A 17,602-nucleotide genomic window follows, 5' to 3' on the forward strand; every position below is an offset into this window, starting at 1 on the left:
AACGCCCCTGGTCGCGGCCGCCCGGAACCGGGCCGCGACCAGGGGACTTACCGTTTTCTTAATTCTCGATGGGAATCGGCCGACCTGTGCGGCTCCTCAGAACCGGCCCGCTCCGCGGTACAGCTCCAGCTCCCCGTCCAGCTCGACCTTGAGCACCGTGGCGTACGGGTCCAGGTCCTCCTGGGACGGCGGGTCGATCCACACCACGCCGACCGCCTCGTGCAGGCCGCCGACGACCCGGTGCGCGAGCTCCGTGCCGCTGCCGAGCACGCTCACCCGGCGCACCTTGGTCGCCAGGCCCCGCACCCCGATCTCGGCGCGCGGGATGTCGAACAGGGTGAGGTAGAGCGTGCGCCGGTCGGCGGAGAGGGTGCTCGGCCCGTAGTGGTGCCCGGCCGGCAGCCCGCGCACCGTCCCGTACACGGCCTCCGCGTGCTTGCGGATCCACTCCCCGAGCCCTTCCAGGCGCTCGACCTGCGGCTGCGGGATGGTGCCGTCCTCCATCGGGCCGACGTCGAGCAGCAGATTGCCGCCCCCGCCGATGGTCTCGGTGAAGTACCGGACGAGTTGGGCGAGCGACTTGTGGTTGTGGTCGTGGTGCTGGTACCCCCACGAGTCGTTGATCGTCAGGCACAGCTCCCAGGGGCCGTCCGGCGGCACGATGGGGGCGCCCTGCTCGGGGGTGGCGTAGTCGCCCTCGCTGAGCATGCGGGCGTTGAACACCACGTCCGGCACGGACGAGCGGATGAGCGCGGCGAGTTCGGGGATGCGCCACTGCTCCTCGCTGCGGTCCCACTCGCCGTCGAACCACATCAGGTCGGGCCGGTAGCGGGAGGCCAGCTCCCTGATCTGGCCGTCCCGGTAGGCGATGAACCGCTCCCAGGCCTCCAGGTCCTCGTCCTCGGCCGCCACCTCCGAGTAGCGGTTGTCCTCCTGCTCCGGCGGGCGGCCCGGCTTGCGCGTGGAGGCGTAGTCGGGGTGGTTCCAGTCGGAGTGGGAGTAGTAGAAGCCGACCTTGAGGTCCTTCTCCCGCAAGGCCTCGGCGTAGGGGCCGAGGTAGTCCTTGCCGAGGTTGAGGTCGCCGTACCCGGTGTCCCACAGGGCCACACCGTCATGGTGACGGGTCGTCAGCACCGCGTACTTGGCGCCCGCCCGGGCGAAAAGGTCCGCCCAGGCCTTCGGGTCGTAGTTGGCGCCGGTGAAGCGCTCCAGCTGGGACATGTACTGGTCGTGCGGCACGATGTCGTCGTAGAACGACCAGGACTCCTGGACGCCGTCGACGGCGTAGATGCCCCAGTGCACGAAGATCCCCAACTTGGCGTCGGTGAACCAGGATTGCATCGCCATGGGGTCAGCCCCTGCGCAGCCGGAGCGTCAGGATCTGGAAGGGCCGCAGCTCGACGCGGACTCCGCCGTCGACGAGCTCCGCGTCCTCCAGCGGGCGCTCCAGCAGGTCGGTCACCTGGGCGCCGGCGAGCGCGAAGCCCGTGCGCAGGACGCCGGTCGCGCGGCCGCCACTGGACTCGTAGAGCCGTACGACGACATCGCCCGAGGCGTCGTCCGCGAGCTTGACCGCCTCCACGGTCAGGCCCTGGCCGTCCACGGAGACGACCGGCTCGGGCGCGCCCGCCGAATCGGCCACCCGCAAAGGCAGGTTGAGGGCGTAGCCCTCGGCGACCGCGTCCTCGATGCTCGCGCCGGGCAGCAGCGAGTAGGTGAAGCGGTGGCGGCCCTGGTCGGCCCCCGGGTCCGGGACGCGCGGGGCGCGGACCAGGCTGAGGCGGACCGTGGTGGTCGTACCGCCGTCCTCGCGGACCGTGCGGGAGACGTCGTGGCCGTACGTCGAGTCGTTGATGACGGCGACGCCGTAGCCGGGCTCGGCGAGGTGCACCCAGCGGTGGCCGGAGACCTCGAAACGGGCCGCCTCCCAGCTGGTGTTGGTGTGCGTGGGCCGCTGGATGTGGCCGTAGGCGATCTCCGCGGAGGAGTGCGGGGCGCGGATGTCCACCGGGAAGCCGGCCTTGAGGAACTTCTCGGCCTCGTGCCAGTCGATGTCCGTCTCGAAGTCGATCCGCGGGCTGCCCGCGCGCAGGGTGATCGTCTGGGTGATCTTCGAGCCCTTGCCGAAGGAGCGCGTGACGCGGATCGAGCCGAGCAGCGGGTCCTCGTCGGCGACCGTGATCTCGGAGGCGTCCAGCAGGTCGGTGTAGCGGTTCTTGTAGTGCTTGTCGACGTCCCAGGCGTCCCAGTAGTTCGGGAGGTCGGTGTGCAGCCGGAGCAGGTTGCCCTTGTCGGCGAGGACCTCGCGGTTCGCGCGGACGTCGAAGACCGAGGAGAGCGTGCCGTCCTCCGCCACCTCGACCCGGACCAGGCCGTTGTCGAGGACCCGGCCGCTCACCGTCACCGGCGTCGGCACCGCCTCGGCGGCGAGGGCCGCGCTGCCGTTCGCGGGCACCTCGACGAACATCGGGACACCGGTGGCCGTACGGATGACCTCGGCGCGGTCGAAGGGGCTGGTGTTGAAGACGCGGGTGGTGCCGCCGCCCAGCGCTGCCACCGCCTCCGCGGTCAGCTCCTCCAGCTCCTTCGCCACGCGCGCGTATTCGGCCTCCGCCTCGCGGTGCACCCAGGCGATCGACGAGCCCGGCAGGATGTCGTGGAACTGGTGCAGCAGGACCGTCTTCCAGAGGCGGTCGAGCTTCTCGTACGGGTAGGTGTAGCCCGGCGCGTGCAGTGCGGCCGTCGTCGCCCACAACTCCGCCTCGCGCAGCTTGTGTTCGCTGCGCCGGTTGCCCTGCTTGGTGCGGGCCTGCGAGGTGTAGGTGGCGCGGTGCAGCTCCAGGTAGAGCTCGCCGACCCAGACCGGGGCGTCCGGGTACTCCTCGCGGGCCTTGGCGAAGAAGTCGTCCGGGTGCTCGACGACGACCTTGGGCGAACCCTCCAGGTCGGCGAGCCTGCGCGCCCGTTCCATGATCTCGCGGGTGGGTCCGCCACCGCCGTCGCCCCAGCCGAAGGGGGCCAGCGAGCGGGTGGCGCCGCCCTTCTCCGCGTAGTTGCGGACCGCGCGGGACATCTCCTCGCCGCTGAAGCGGGCGTTGTAGGTGTCGACCGGCGGGAAGTGGGTGAAGATGCGGGTGCCGTCGATGCCCTCCCACCAGAAGGTGTGGTGGGGGAACTTGTTGGTCTGGTTCCAGGAGATCTTCTGGGTGAGGAACCACTCGTTGCCGGCCAGCTTGGCGAGCTGCGGGTAGGCCGCGGTGTAGCCGAATGAGTCCGGCAGCCAGACGCCCTTGGTCTCGATGCCGAAGTGCTCGATGAAGAAGCGCTTGCCGTGGATGAGCTGGCGGGCGACCGCCTCGCCGCCGGGCAGGTTGCCGTCGGCCTCCACCCACATGCCGCCGACCGGCGCCCACTGGCCCTTCTTCACGGACTCCTGGATGCGGGCCCACACCTGCGGGTAGTTGTCGCGCACCCACTCGTACTGCTGGGCCTGCGAGCAGGCGAAGATGAACTCCTCGTACTCCTCGGCCAGGGACGTGACGTTGGAGAAGGTGCGGGAGGTCTTGCGCTTGGTCTCGCGGATGGGCCACAGCCACGCCGAGTCGATGTGCGCGTGGCCGACGCCGGAGATGATGTGCGCGCTGGCGTTGGCGGGCTTGGACAGCACCGGCTTCAGCGCCTCGCGGACGGCGGCGGCCGAGCCCGGGACGTCGTCCAGGTCCAGCAGGTCCAGGGCGTGGTCGAGCGCGTGCATGATCTCGTGCCGGCGCGGGTCGTGCTCGCCGAGCTCCACCATCAGCTCGCGCAGCACCTGGAGGTCGAGGTCGAGGTGCCAGACCTCCTCGTCGAGGACGGCGAGGTCGGCGCGCTTGAAGGTGTACAGCGGCTTGTCGCCCGCGGTGAGGACATCGCCCAGCGGGGTCGGCTCCGCGAAGTTGTTGGCGAGGATGTCGGGGTTGGAGGCCGCCTCGACCAGGTAGTCGATCCGCTCCCCGCCCGTCGCGGGGTTGGCGACACGCACGTACTGGTTGAGCGGGTTGACCGCCTTCAGCGGGGTGCCGTCGGTGAGGTGGACCAGGGCCTCGGCCTGGTTGCCGGGCCAGTCGCCGACGAAGCCGAGGTCGATGACCGCCTCGACGCGCTTGCCGGCCCACTCGGCGGGCACCTGCCCGCTCATCCGGAACCAGGTCGTGCCCCACGGCGGGCCCCACGGGGTGTCCATCGCGAAGGGCTCGTACGGGGCGGCCGCGGCCTCCTCGAAGGAGACCGGCTCGCCCGGTGCCTGCCAGGCCTCGACCGTGAAGGGGGTGGTGGCCGCGTAGATCGCGGGCTTGATGCGCTGGTCGTGGAGGCGCTCGGCGCGCTCCTCGATCCGGCGGCGTTCGTCGTGCATGAAAGTCTCCAGGAAGAGGCGGAGAGGGCGGCGGCTAGAGGGCGGAAGGAGGGGCGGAAAGCGCTTTCCGACGTCCGCCGGGAGCTTACTTCAGGTAGGCGAGGCCCGGGTGGGCGGCCTTGTAGCCCTCGACCAGACGGCGGGCCACGTTCACGGAGTCGACCAGCGGGTGCAGCGCGAAGGCCTTCACGGCCGTCGTACGGGAGCCGGACTCGGCGGCGGCGAGCACCTCGCGCTCGACGGCCTTGACCGCGCAGACCAGGCCGGTGGCGTGGTCGGGCAGCGGGGCGACCGAGACCGGGTGGGCGCCGTTGGCGTCGACCAGGCAGGGGACCTCGATCACGGCGTCGGTGTCGAGGACCGACAGGGTGCCCTGGTTGCGGACGTTGAGGATCAGGGTGGTGCGCTCGTCGCGGGCGATGGCCCGCATCAGGGCGAGGGCGACCTTCTCGTAGCCGCCGGAGAGGTCGTCGGCGTCGCGCTCGCCGGCGCCGGCGGTCTCCCGGTTCTCGGCCATGTACGTGGCCTCGCGCTCGGCGCGGGTACGGTCCCAGGCGGCGAGGGCCTGGGCGTCGGGGTCGCGCATCTCCTCGTAGAAGTGCGCCTGCTGGTCGCGCAGGAAGGCGCCGCGGGTCTTCTCGGCCTGCTGGTAGGCGCGGACGGCCTCGCGGTTGAAGTAGTAGTAGTGCAGGTACTCGTTCGGGATCGCGCCGAGGGACTGGAGCCAGTCGACGCCGAAGAGCTTGCCCTCCTCGAAGGAGCCGAGCAGGTCGGGGTCGGCGAGCAGCCGCGGCAGCTCGTCCCGGCCGGCGATGCGCAGGCCGCGGACCCAGCCGAGGTGGTTGAGGCCGACGTAGTCGATCCACGCTTCCTTGGGGTTCCCGCCGAGGACCCGGGCGATACGGCGGCCGAGGCCGACCGGGGAGTCGCAGATACCGATGACGCGGTCGCCGAGGTGGCGGGACATGGCCTCGGTGACGAGACCGGCCGGGTTGGTGAAGTTGATGACCCAGGCGTCGGGGGCGAGGCGGGCGACCCGCCGGGCGATGTCGACGGCGACCGGGACCGTGCGCAGGCCGTAGGCGATGCCGCCGGCGCCGACCGTCTCCTGGCCGAGGACGCCCTCGGCGAGGGCGACGCGCTCGTCGTTCGCCCTGCCCTCCAGGCCGCCGACGCGGATCGCGGAGAAGACGAAGTCGGCGCCGCGCAGGGCCTCGTCGAGGTCGGTCGTGGCGGTCACCTCGGGGGCGTCCGGCACACGGGCGGCCTGCTCGGCGAGGACCCGGGTCACCGCGGAGAGCCGGCCGGCGTCGAGGTCGTGCAGGACGACACGGGTGACGCGCCCTTCGCCGCGGTCGCCCAGGAGGGCGCCGTACACGAGCGGCACGCGGAAACCGCCGCCGCCGAGAATAGTGAGTTTCACCGGGTTCCTCCGAAGACGCCCCGGCGTTCAGGCTGGGGGGAGAACGGGCTGCTGCGCAACAGGTCGGGGAGAGGGGAGTCGGCGTGCGTGCGGACGGCCGTCCGCACGGGGTGAGCCGGGAGCCTCCTTCGCTCGCGAGGGGGAGCCTTCAAGCTTGCACCTTTCCTGCCAGGACCACCTCGACGCCCGCCTCCTCCAGGGAGGAGCGGGTCGCCGGGTCGGCCGGGGCGTTCGTGACCACCACGTCCAGGTCCTCGGGACCGCAGACCTTCGCCATCCCCGTACCCGGGAACTTCGCCGCGTCGGCGAGGAGGACGACCTTGTCGCTCGCCTTGATCATGGCGCGCTTGACCGGCACCTCGACGACCGTCGTGTCCATCACCTGCCCACCGGGGCGCACTCCACTGGTGCCGAGGAAGAGCCAGTCCGCGTGCAGCTGGCGCAGGTTGTCCTCGGTGAGGAAGCCGACCAGGGAGCGGTACTCGCGGCGGACCATGCCGCCGAGCAGCACCAGCTCGATGCCCTCGTCGTCGGCGAGTTCCTCGTAGACCACCAGGTTGCTGGTGATCACCGTGAGGCGGCGGCCGTGCAGCTGACGGGCCAGGCGGTAGGCGGTCGTGCCGATGTCGAGCAGCACGGACTGGCCGTCCTGGACCATGGCCGCCGCGCGCGCGGCTATCGCGTCCTTCTCGGCCACCCGGACCTCGGCGACCTCGGCGAAGGGCTGGTCGCCCTCCTCGGCGCGCGCGCCGCCGTGGACCCGGGTGAGCAGCCCGTCCTCCTCCAGCTTGACCAGGTCGCGCCTGATCGTGGCGGGGCTCACACCCAGCTGCTCGGAGAGGTCGGTCACAGCCGCGGGGCCACCCGAGCGCAGGGCCCGCAGGATGAGTTGATGTCGTCGTTCTGCCAGCACGCCGTGAACACTACTCGTCATCTTCAATCATTTCCATGCTCAGTTCTGCTCAGGTATTGACCAATCGTGCGGAGCGGCGCACGATTCCGGTCATCGAAATTGACGAGTTTTGACGAGAGGCTGCGCGCGTGGACGACGACAGGCCCGACGTGCTCCTGACCGGGCTGCTCTTCTACGACCTCGTCCTCACCGGGCTCGGGAAGCCGCCGACGCCGGGCGAGGAGATCTGGACGGGCGGCATGGGCTGCGGCCCCGGCGGCATCGCGAACCTCGCGGTGGCCGCGTCCCGGTTCGGCCTCGGCACCTCGCTGGCCACGGTCTTCGGCGACGACTTCTACGGCGAGTACTGCCGGGACGTCCTGTGCGACCAGGAGGGCATCGACCTCTCGCTCTCCCGCACCGCGGACGGCTGGCCCACCCCGGTCACCGTCTCCATCGCCACCGGCCACGACCGGGCCCTGGTCACCCACGGCCAGGAGCCCCCGTACTCGCAGGACGCGCTGATGGGCGACCCGCCCGAGGCGCGCACGGCGCTCGTGCACATCGAGGCCGAGCCGCGCGAGTGGATCGCGAAGGCCGCCGCGAACGGCACGCACATCTACGCCGACGTCGGCTGGGACCCCACCCAGCAGTGGTCCACCGACCTCCTCGACCAGCTGAAGCTGTGCCACGCCTTCCTCCCGAACGAGACCGAGGCGATGGCCTACACCCGCACCGACAGCGCGGTCGCGGCCCTCGGCACGCTCTCCGAGCTGGTCCCGGTGGCCGTCGTCACCCGCGGCGGGGACGGCGCGGTGGCCGTGGACCAGACGACCGGCGAGTACGCGGAGGTCCCGGCCCTCGACGTCGACGTCCTGGACGCGACGGGCGCCGGCGACGTCTTCGGCGCGAGCTTCGTCGCGGCCTCGCTCGGCGGCTGGCCGCTGGAGGAACGGCTGCGGTTCGCGGTCCTCGCCGCCGGCCTCTCCGTCCAGCGGCACGGCGGGGCGCTCGCCGCCCCCGGCTGGTACGGCGTCGACCGCTGGTGGCGCTCGCTGACCGACCCCGAGCTCAGGCGCGCGTACGGCTTCCTGACCGACCGGCTGCCCCCGGACCCCGGGCCGCCGGTCCACCACGCCCCGGTGACCCCACCCGCACGCCCCCACTGAAACCCCCTGCACCACCCCTCCCCCACAAGCCCCTCGTATGCACGTCCCGAAAAGATCCGAAAGGCGGTGGGAGCTGTGCGGCTCTCACGAAGAGGCCTGCTCCGCGCGGGCCTGGGCGGTACAGCCGCCGCGGCACTCGGCGGCCTGGCGACCGGCTGTGCCGTACCGACCGGTTCCACCGGCCGGAACATGGTCCTGTGGTACTGGAGCGGCGGTCTGAGCGACACCGTCGTGAAGAACGCCAAGGCCCGCTACGGCAGTTCGGTCGACCTGGAGGCCATCCAGATCGGCGGCCAGTACCGCTCGAAGCTCATCACCACCATCACCGGTCGCGCCCGCATCCCCGACATCGCGGGGCTCAAGGGCGAGGACATGGCCGCGTATCTCCCGAACGCGGACCAGTTCATCGACCTCAGGACGCTGGGCGCGGAGAAGTACAAGGACCAGTACCTGTCCTGGAAGTGGGACCAGGGCATCGCCGACGACGGCACGATGGTCGGCTTCCCGATCGACTGCGGGCCGGTCGCGCACTTCTACCAGTACGAGGTCTTCCGCAAGGCCGGGCTGCCGTACGAGCCCGACGACGTGACGAAGGAGCTCGACACCTGGGAGAAGTTCTTCGACGCGGGCGTGCAGTTGGGCAAGCGGGTGTCCGGGGCCAAGCTGCTCACCGACGTCAACGGCGTCTTCGAGAACGTCGTGCAGCAGGGCGCGAAGCGGTACGTCGACAAGGACCGCCATTTCATCGGCGACCAGGAACACGTGCGCCGGGCCTGGGCGCTCGCCGTGGAGGCCAAGCAGCGCGGGATCGTCTCGGACCTGGTCAGCGGCACCCCGGACCAGTTGTCCGCCATCCAGGACGGCAAGCTGCCGTGCCAGCTCAACGCCTCCTGGGCCAGCTTCGACATCAAGAACGGCGTGCCGAAGACCAAGGGCAGGTGGCGGGTGGCGCAGATGCCCGTGCGGCCCGCCAACAGCGGCGGTTCGTTCCTGTCGATCACCAAGGAGTGCCGCGAGCCCGAGAAGGCCTTCGAGATCATCACCTGGATCCTCAACGCGGCCAACCAGGCGCAGGGTTACGTGGACGCGGGCCTGTTCCCCTCCACTCCCGCCTCGTACGACCTGAAGCAGATGCAGGAGCCCGACCCCTTCTTCGGCGGCCAGGTCACCACCGACGTCTTCGGGCCGGCCGCGCAGAAGATCGTGGTCGCCTACAACAGCCCGTACGACATCGCGCTCGGGCAGCCCCTCAAGGACGAGATCAAGAACGTCGGCGTCCTCGGCAAGGACCCGAAGAAGGCCTGGAGTGACGCCATGAGCAAGTGCCGTCGCATCGCGAAGCACCTGGGGGTGAGCTACTGATGGCCGTCCTGGAACAGACCCCGCCCGCGGTGGCGCAACCGTCGACCACCAAGCCCAGAACGGGCTTTCGCAAGTACTGGCACCTCTACGCCGCCATCTCGCCCTTCTATCTGATCTTCCTCGCCTTCGGCCTCTTCCCGGTCGGCTTCTCGCTCTACCTGTCCTTCCACCGCTGGGACGGCCTCGGCTCGATGGAGTGGGCCGGGCTCTCGCAGTACCAGTACCTGCTGAGCGACAGCGACTTCTGGAACTCGATCGGCAACACGATCATCATCTGGGCGCTGGCCACCTTCCCCATGATCTTCCTGGCGATGGTCACGGCCGTGATGCTCAACTCGGCGGTCCGCTTCAAGGGCCTGTACCGCGTCGCGTACTTCCTGCCGAACGTCACCTCGGTCGTCGCGATCGCGATCGTCTTCGGCTCGATCTTCTCCACCAACAACGGTGTGATCAACGCCGTGTTGCACGGCGTCGGACTCGACCAGGTGGCCTGGCTGAACACGCCCTGGGGCATCAAGGTCACCATCGCGGCCCTGATGACCTGGCAGTGGACCGGCTACAACGCCATCATCTTCCTCGCCGGCCTCCAGACCATCCCGAGCGACCTGTACGAGGCCGCGCGCATGGACGGCGCCGGGCCGATCCAGACCTTCTTCCGGATCACGCTGCCGCTGCTGCGGCCCACGCTGCTGTTCGTGCTCGTCGTCTCGACGGTCACCGGCCTGCAGAGCTTCTCCGAACCACAGGTGCTGCTCCAGACCTCGTCCAACGACTCGACGTTCGCGGGCGGTCCGGGCCACTCGGGCCAGACCATGGTCCTCTACTTCTTCCAGCAGACCTTCGACAACAACGACTTCGGGTACGGAGCCGCGGTGGCCTGGGGCATCTTCCTGGTCGTCGTGCTCTTCTCGATCATCAACTGGCGCCTCGTGCAGCGCCGGGGCGAGTAGGAAGGGACCGCCATGTCTTCCATCAAGGGGTCCCGCCGCAGAGGGATCGCGCTGCACCTCCCGCTGATCCTCGGCACCCTGATCTCGGCCTTCCCGTTCTACTGGGCCGTGATCATGTCGACGCACAGCTCGTCGGAGATCTTCTCCTACCCACCCAAGCTGCTGCCGGGCACGCACTTCCTGGAGAACGTCCGCAACCTGTTCGACGCCGTCGACTTCTTCGGGTCGATGTGGAACTCGCTGATCGTCGCGGTGTCGGTGACCTTCCTGGTGCTGCTCTTCGACTCGCTCGCGGCGTTCGTCTTCGCCAAGTTCGAGTTCCCCGGCAAGAACGTGCTGTTCGGGCTGCTCATGGTCATCTTCATGGTGCCGGCGCAGCTGTCGGTCATCCCGCAGTTCGTGATCATGGCGAAGATCGGCTGGATCGGCTCGATGACGGCGCTGATCGTGCCGGCCGCGGCCAACGCCTTCGGCATCTTCTGGATGCGCCAGTACATGAAGTCCGCCATCCACGACGAGCTGCTCGACGCCTCCAAGCTGGACGGCGCGAACTTCCTGCGCCAGTACTGGCACGTGGCGCTCCCGGTGGTCCGGCCGGGCCTCGCCTTCCTCGGCATCTTCACCTTCATGGGCCAGTGGAACGACTTCGCCTGGCCCCTGATCGCCCTGACCAACCCGAACAACGTGACCCTCCAGGTCGCGCTGTCCCAGCTCAACGGCACGCACGGCACCACCGACTACGGAATCGTGATGACCGGAGCCCTGCTCGCCCTCATCCCCCTGCTGATCGTCTTCGCGATCGGCGCCAAGCAGATCATCGGCGACCTCGCGAAGGGAGCGGTTCGCGGATGACGAGGTATCCCCTGCTCGCCCTCCGCCCCTGGGAGGCACCTGAGGTGACCTCCTGGGGGCGGCTGCCCATGAACGCCACAGGCCGGCGCTCCGGCGCACTGCCCCTGGACGGCGACTGGCGCTTCCAGCTGCTGTCCGCGCCGGACGCGCCGGTCGGCGGTGACTGGGGGTCGTCGTACGTCCCCGGCGTCTGGACGATGCAGGGCACGGACGACCTGCCGCAGTACACCAACGTCCGGATGCCGTTCCCGGACTTCCCGCCCGGCTCGCCCGACGCCAACCCGACGGGCGTGTACGAGCGTGAGGTGGACGTGCCCGCCGAGTGGGCCGGGCGCCGGATCGTGCTCCAGGTCGGGGCCGCCGAGAGCGTGCTGCTCGTGCACGTGGACGGGCGGCCCGTCGGCATCTCCAAGGACTCCCATCTGGCCGCCGAGTTCGACCTGAGCGAGGTCGTGCGGCCGGGCGAGCGGTCGGTGGTCCGGCTCACCGTCGTCAAGTGGTCGGACGCCTCGCACATCGAGGACCAGGACCAGTGGTGGCACGGCGGGATCACCCGGTCCGTGCTGCTGTACGCGACCGACCCGCTGCACCTCGCCGACGTGACCGTCCGGGCGGGGTACGACGGCGAGCTGCGCGTCGACTGCCGGGTGCGGGACACACGCGGGGCGCTGCCTTCCGGGTGGTACGTCAGCGGCGAGCTGGAGGGTGAACTCCTCGCCCAGGACGCCGAGTTCGACCGCGTCAACATCGAGGACGACCGCGTCTCCGACTTCCTCGGCGAGGCCCGGCTGCACGCCACCGTGCCCGAGGTCCGCACCTGGAACGCCGAGACGCCGGAGCTCTACGACCTCACCGTCCGGCTGCACCGCCCCGACGGAACGGTCGCCGACACCTCGTACCAGCGCATCGGCTTCCGCGACGTCGAGATCAGCGGCCGGGACCTGCTGGTCAACGGTGAGCGCGTGTACATCCGGGGCGTGAACCGGCACGACTTCCATCCGCTGACCGGGCGGACCGTGTCGTACGAGGACATGCGCGCCGATCTGGTGCTGCTGAAGCGCTTCGGGTTCAACGCGATCCGCACCTCCCACTACCCGAACGACCCGACGCTGTACGACCTCGCGGACGAGCTCGGCTTCTACGTGGTCGACGAGGCGGACGTCGAGTCGCACGACCACGCGCACGAGATCGCCGACGACCCGCGCTATCTCAACGCCTTCGTGGACCGGGTCTCGCGGATGGTGCTGCGGGACAAGAACCACCCCTCGATCATCATCTGGTCCCTGGGCAACGAGTCCGACTACGGCGCCAATCATGACGCGGCGGCGGGATGGGTGCGGCGGCACGATCCGACCCGGCCGATCCAGTACGAGGGCGCCGCCAAGCTCGACTGGGCGGCCACCGACGACTGCTCCGACATCGCCTGCCCGATGTACGCGCCGCTGGAGGACTGCGTCGCGCACGCCCTGTCCGGGCGGCAGACCAGGCCGCTCATCCAGTGCGAGTACTCCCACGCCATGGGCAACAGCAACGGCACGCTGGCGGACCATTGGGCCGCCATCGAGTCCACGCCAGGTCTTCAGGGCGGGTTCATCTGGGAGTTCTGGGACCACGGGATTCTGCAACGCGTGAGCGACGGCAGACCGGTCGGGCGCACTGGCGCCGGACTGTATGACAACGGTGTCGCCGCGCCCGGACATCGTTGGGCGTACGGCGGCGACTTCGGCGAGACCATCCACGACGGCGCCTTCATCGCCGACGGCGTGGTCTTCCCGGACCGCACCCCCAAGCCCTCCCTGTACGAGCACCGGGAGATCGCGGCGCCGGTGCGCATCGAGTGCTTCAAGCACGAGGGCGTCGTGCTCGGCAACCACCAGCACTTCCGGGGCCTGGACTGGCTGTCCGGCACCTGGGAGCTGGCGCTCGCCGACGGGCGCACCCTGACCGCGCCCGCCGAACTGCCCGGTCTGCGGCCCGGTGAGACGGCCGCGGTCCCGCTGCCCTTCGAGGTGCCGCACGACGGCGGCGAGGTCTGGCTGACGCTGCGGGTGACCGTGGCCGAGGACCAGCCGTGGGCGCCGGCCGGCACCGAGGTGTGCGTGCCGCAGATCCGGCTGCGCGGGCCCGCCGAGCGCGAGGACACCGCCGTGGACCGGCCCGTCGAGGTCGACGGCGAGGGCCTGCTGGTCCACCCGCTGCTCGCGGCCGCCCCCGCGCTGTCCCTGTGGCGGGCGCCCACCGACAACGACGAGCTGGGCGGCATGGCGCTGCGCTGGCGGACCTGGGGGCTGGACTCGCTGGTCCGCAAGGTGGTGTCGGTGCGGGAGGACGGCGGCCGGGTGACCGTGGTCGCCGAGTACGCCGGCACGGTCGGGGTGGTACGGCACCGGCAGGTGCTGACACCGGTCGAGGGCGGGGTGCGGATCGACGAGGAGGCCGAGCTGCCGGCCGAGTTCGACGACGTGGCGCGGGTCGGGTCCGTCTTCGAGACGGCGCCGGGCCTGGACCTGCTGGAGTGGTTCGGGCAGGGGCCCTGGGAGTCGTATCCCGACCGCAGCGCGGGCGCGCCGGTCGGCCATCACTCCCTGCCCGTCGACGAGTTGTTCACCCCCTATCTGCGTCCGCAGGAGAGCGGCGGGCGGCACGGTGTACGGCGGTTCAGGCTGTCGGCGCCGGACGCCACCGGTCTCGCGGTCGAGCTGGACGAACCGCGTCAGGTCTCCGTCACCCGGCACCGCGCCGCGGATCTGACGGCCGCCACGCATCACGACGAGCTTGTGCCGCGGGCCGGGTGCGTGGTGCACCTGGACGCGGCGCACCGGGGCCTGGGCACGGCGTCGTGCGGCCCCGACACCTTCCCCGAGTACCGCATCGCGGCGGGCGTCCACCGCTGGAGCTGGACCCTGCGCGTTCTGTAATCCCCCGCGAACCCCCCGCGCCTTTCCCCGCTCATGTCACCTCTCACGGAGCACACGTGTGTACTTCGCATGACCACAACCAGGGCGAGGCCGCGCAGGCCGATGCCGGAAGACGCAGCTTCCTCCGGGCCACCGCGCTGCTCGGCGCCGCCGCCACCGCCGGGGTCGCCCTGCCGGCCGTGGCCGAGGCGGCGCCCGCGACCGCGAGCGGCTGGCGGCCCGACTCCACGAGCCGCCGCTTCACGCTCGCGGTGATGCCGGACACCCAGTACCTCTTCGACGGGCCGAGCATCGACAAGGCACCGGTCGAGGCTTCCTTGCGCTATCTCCTGGAGCAGGGCGACGAGTCCGGCGAGAACATCGTCTTCCTGTCCCACCTCGGCGACCTCACCCAGAACGGCGCCACGGCCGAGTTCGCCGCGATCAGCGAGGCGTTCGAGCTGCTGGACCGCAAGGGCGTGGGCTACAGCGTGCTCGCAGGCAACCACGACGTGAAGTCCTCGACGACCGACCAGCGCGGTGCGACGCCGTACCTGGACGCGTTCGGGCCGCAGCGCTTCAAGGGGAGGAAGACGTTCGGCGGGGCGTCCGACGACGGCTACAACACCTACCACCTGTTCCGGGCGGCCGGGCGCGAGTGGATGGTGCTCGCGCTGGACTGGCGGCTGTCGGACAAGGGTTACGCCTGGGCGAAGGACGTCCTCGCCCGGCACCCGAAGACGCCGGTGATCCTCACCACGCACGAACTCGTCGTCGAGGACGACCAGTTGTCGTCCTACGGCCGGCAGCTGTGGGACCAGCTGGTCGCGGACCACGACCAGATCTTCCTCACCCTCAACGGCCACTACTGGCCGGCCGGGCGGGCGACCCGCAAGAACGCGGCCGGCAACGACGTCCACCTGCACCTGACGAACTACCAGAACCGCTACTTCGGCGGCGCGGCGATGATCCGCCTCTACCGCTTCGACCTGGACCGGAACGTCATCGACGTCGAGACGGTCTCCCCGTGGATCCTCGGCCGGGCGAAGAAGGGCCTGAACGAGCTGGAGCGGCAGGAGATCGAGCTCAGCGGCGACGCCGACCGCTTCTCCGTCGACATCGACTTCGCGGACCGCTTCGCCGGTTTCGACCCGGTGCCGGCGCGTCCGGCACGGCCCGCCTCGCAGCTGCTGGTCCGGGGCACGGCCGCGTACTGGCGCTTCGACTCGGCGGTCTCCGGCACGGTCCGTGACCTGTCCGGCAACGGCAACGACCTCACCGTGGTGTCGGTGGGCGGCGGCACGCTCGGCTGGTCTGCGGACCACCACCCGGATCAACCGGGCCACGGCAGCCTGGAGTTCACCGGCTACAAGTCGCCGCTGAAGGGCGCCTATCTGCAGACGGTCGACAAGGCGCCGCTCAACTCGGCGGTGTTCAAGGACGGTTACACCATCGAGGTGTTCTACCGGATGCCGGCCGACTGGGACCCGGACCACAACGCCTGGGCGGGACTGGTCAGTCGGCGGGGCACGGGCGGCGCGGCGGGCAAGACCGGCGACGACCCCGACGAGCCGCTCGCCACCCTGTCGCTGTCGAACGACCGCGAGCCGCAGTGGGCCATGCGCCCGCTGAACCAGGAGGGCATCGCCACCAACTGGGGCCAGGAGACTCCGCTGGAGACCTGGTGGCACCTCGCCGTCGTCAACGACGGCAGGCACACCACGATGTACGTCCAGGGCTGCCCGGTGGTCCGCAACCCGAAGGCGTCCGCCGTCGGGATCACCTCGGTCGGAGAGCCGTGGCTGCTGGGCGGCTACACCTACGCCGACCAGATCGACCAGATCCTGCACGGCCGCCTCGGCGACGTCCGGATCGTCTCGCGGGCGCTGCCCGTCACCTCCTTCATGACCCACTGACGCCCTTCCCAGAGGACCTTTCCAAGATCATGACCGAGCAGCAGCTGCCCGCCTGGGCCGACCCGTCCGTCTCCCCCGCCGACCTCGACGCCCAGGGTGTGTCCCGGCGTCAACTCATGCGCCGCGCGGGCCTGTTCGGCGCCGCGTTCGCCCTCGGCTCGGCGGCCACGCCCGCGTTCGCCGCGTCTTCCCCTTCCTCCTCCTCCGACGGGAAGGGCTTCGGCGGCGACGACCCGCGCCTGGCCTACCTGGTCGGCGACCACCACGTGCACTCCGTCTACAGCCACGACGCCAAGTACACGTTCTCCCAGCAGGCGCAGGCCGCCGCCAAGTACGGCCTGGACTGGATGGTGTTCAACGAGCACTCCAACTTCGGGCACGCCTACTACGGCGCGAAGATGGAGCACGCGGAGATCCTCAAGGCCCGCGCCGAGAACCCGCGTCAGCTGATCTTCCAGGGCCTGGAGTGGTACATCCCGGCCGCCGAGCACTGCACGATCTTCGCCGCCCCCGGTCCCAACGAGACCGACCTCCTCACCCAGTTCGAGCTGGCCTACGACGGCAAGCTGCTCGGCTACACCGACGGCTCGGCCACCGGCACGGACACCGCCCGCAACGAGGCGCACGCCGTCAAGGCCATCAAGTGGCTTGCCGAGCAGCGCCGTTCGGGTTACGTCGACGACGTCCTGGTGCTGGCGAACCACCCGCTGCGCCTCGGCATCGACTCCCCGCACGAGATGCGCAACTGGCGGGACGCGGCCCCCGAGATCATGATCGGCATGGAGGGCGCGCCGGGCGCCCAGGGCGCGGCCATCCCCGGTTGGCGCAGCAACACGTCCATCCGCGGCGAGTACGAGAACAAGCCGTCGGCCCAGTCGTGGGCGGGCTACCCGGCGGACGCGTACCTCACGTACGGCGGTTTCGACTGGGCGACGGCGACGGTCGGCGGCCTGTGGGACGCGATGCTGGCGGAGGGCCGCCTGTTCACGATCACCACGAACTCCGACAACCACCGCACGGTCTTCGACACGTGGAAGAACGGCGACTGGCAGGCCGGGCAGAACTTCGACAACACCGGCAAGCTGCCCGACCCGGTGAACACCGACACCCCGCAGCCCGGCAGCGACTTCTGGCCGGGCGAGTTCAGCCGCACCCACGTCGGTGTGACCCGCTACGGCTACCGCGCGGTGATGGCGGGCCTGCGCGCGGGCCGCGTCTGGGTGGACCACGGGCACCTGCTGGACGGCCTGGACGTGCGGCTGAAGCGGGACTGCGACCTCGGCCGCGGTGTGACGCTCGGCGGCCGGCTGCGGGTCCGCAAGGGCGAGAAGATCACGCTGTACGTCACCGTCACGACCGCCTCGCGGGCCAACCCCCAGGGAATCCTGCCCCAGTTGGCGCACGTGGACGTGATCCGGGGCGCGGTCCGCGGCGCGGTGAGCGACCGGGACAGCTGGCAGGCGCCGGACACCAGGGTCGTCCAGACGAAGGACGTGTCGGGCCGGAAGGGCACGTACACCCTGCGCGTCCCGCTGACCGCCGGGGACGAGTCCTTCTACGTCCGGCTGCGCGGCAGCGACGGCAAGCGGCACGGCGCGGGCTACCTGGGCGCCTCGATCGACCCGAACGGTCCGATCCCGCACACGCCCGGCGACGGCGACCCGTGGGCCGACACCTGGTTCTACTCCAACCCGATCTTCGTCGATGTGGCGGGCGCCTGACGAAGCGTCGGATCACGGGTCGCCGTC

The 17,602-nt window shown here is 70.4% G+C and carries 11 protein-coding genes; 7 read left to right on the forward strand and 4 right to left on the reverse strand.

What is annotated here, in order from left to right; genetic code table 11:
- Window positions 1–96 precede the first annotated feature (96 nt).
- From ABZ848_RS24965 to ABZ848_RS24980, 4 genes are all read right to left on the reverse strand, one after another.
- On the reverse strand, window positions 97–1,347 hold the full coding sequence (locus ABZ848_RS24965) for an alpha-L-fucosidase (protein ID WP_360835320.1): 1,251 nt from the start codon (window positions 1,345–1,347) through the stop codon (window positions 97–99).
- Between the two features lie 4 nt (window positions 1,348–1,351).
- Complete coding sequence (locus ABZ848_RS24970) at window positions 1,352–4,393, reverse strand: glycoside hydrolase family 38 C-terminal domain-containing protein (RefSeq protein WP_360835322.1); 3,042 nt, start codon at window positions 4,391–4,393, stop codon at window positions 1,352–1,354.
- An 85-nt stretch (window positions 4,394–4,478) separates the two neighbouring features.
- Window positions 4,479–5,816 carry a 6-phospho-beta-glucosidase gene (locus ABZ848_RS24975; RefSeq protein WP_360835324.1) on the reverse strand — a complete coding sequence of 446 codons (1,338 nt, stop codon included), beginning with the start codon at window positions 5,814–5,816 and terminating at the stop codon, window positions 4,479–4,481.
- Between the two features lie 148 nt (window positions 5,817–5,964).
- Window positions 5,965–6,729 carry a DeoR/GlpR family DNA-binding transcription regulator gene (locus tag ABZ848_RS24980; protein ID WP_360835326.1) on the reverse strand — a complete coding sequence of 255 codons (765 nt, stop codon included), beginning with the start codon at window positions 6,727–6,729 and terminating at the stop codon, window positions 5,965–5,967.
- A gap of 128 nt (window positions 6,730–6,857) precedes the next feature.
- Here ABZ848_RS24980 and ABZ848_RS24985 point away from each other — a divergent pair, with 128 nt between their 5' ends.
- The 7 genes from ABZ848_RS24985 to ABZ848_RS25015 all read left to right on the forward strand — a co-directional run bounded on the left by ABZ848_RS24985 (window position 6,858) and on the right by ABZ848_RS25015 (window position 17,575).
- On the forward strand, window positions 6,858–7,877 hold the full coding sequence (locus ABZ848_RS24985) for a carbohydrate kinase family protein (protein ID WP_360835328.1): 1,020 nt from the start codon (window positions 6,858–6,860) through the stop codon (window positions 7,875–7,877).
- A 75-nt stretch (window positions 7,878–7,952) separates the two neighbouring features.
- Window positions 7,953–9,239, forward strand: coding sequence for an extracellular solute-binding protein (locus ABZ848_RS24990; protein WP_360835330.1), 1,287 nt, complete (start codon window positions 7,953–7,955; stop codon window positions 9,237–9,239).
- Window positions 9,239–10,189, forward strand: coding sequence for a sugar ABC transporter permease (locus tag ABZ848_RS24995; protein WP_360835332.1), 951 nt, complete (start codon window positions 9,239–9,241; stop codon window positions 10,187–10,189). Before ABZ848_RS24990 ends, ABZ848_RS24995 begins: the two co-directional genes overlap by 1 nt.
- 12 nt (window positions 10,190–10,201) lie before the next feature.
- Window positions 10,202–11,041, forward strand: coding sequence for a carbohydrate ABC transporter permease (locus tag ABZ848_RS25000; RefSeq protein WP_360835334.1), 840 nt, complete (start codon window positions 10,202–10,204; stop codon window positions 11,039–11,041).
- Entirely contained in the window at window positions 11,038–13,959 is a 2,922-nt protein-coding gene (locus ABZ848_RS25005) for a glycoside hydrolase family 2 TIM barrel-domain containing protein (RefSeq protein ID WP_360835336.1), read from the forward strand. Before ABZ848_RS25000 ends, ABZ848_RS25005 begins: the two co-directional genes overlap by 4 nt.
- 56 nt (window positions 13,960–14,015) lie before the next feature.
- Window positions 14,016–15,854 carry a LamG-like jellyroll fold domain-containing protein gene (locus tag ABZ848_RS25010; RefSeq protein ID WP_360835338.1) on the forward strand — a complete coding sequence of 613 codons (1,839 nt, stop codon included), beginning with the start codon at window positions 14,016–14,018 and terminating at the stop codon, window positions 15,852–15,854.
- A 29-nt stretch (window positions 15,855–15,883) separates the two neighbouring features.
- Window positions 15,884–17,575, forward strand: a complete 1,692-nt coding sequence (locus ABZ848_RS25015) for a PHP domain-containing protein (RefSeq protein ID WP_360835340.1) — start codon at window positions 15,884–15,886, stop codon at window positions 17,573–17,575.
- Window positions 17,576–17,602 lie beyond the last annotated feature (27 nt).

The organism is Streptomyces sp. NPDC047081, assembly GCF_040643775.1.
Taxonomy (GTDB): domain Bacteria; phylum Actinomycetota; class Actinomycetes; order Streptomycetales; family Streptomycetaceae; genus Streptomyces.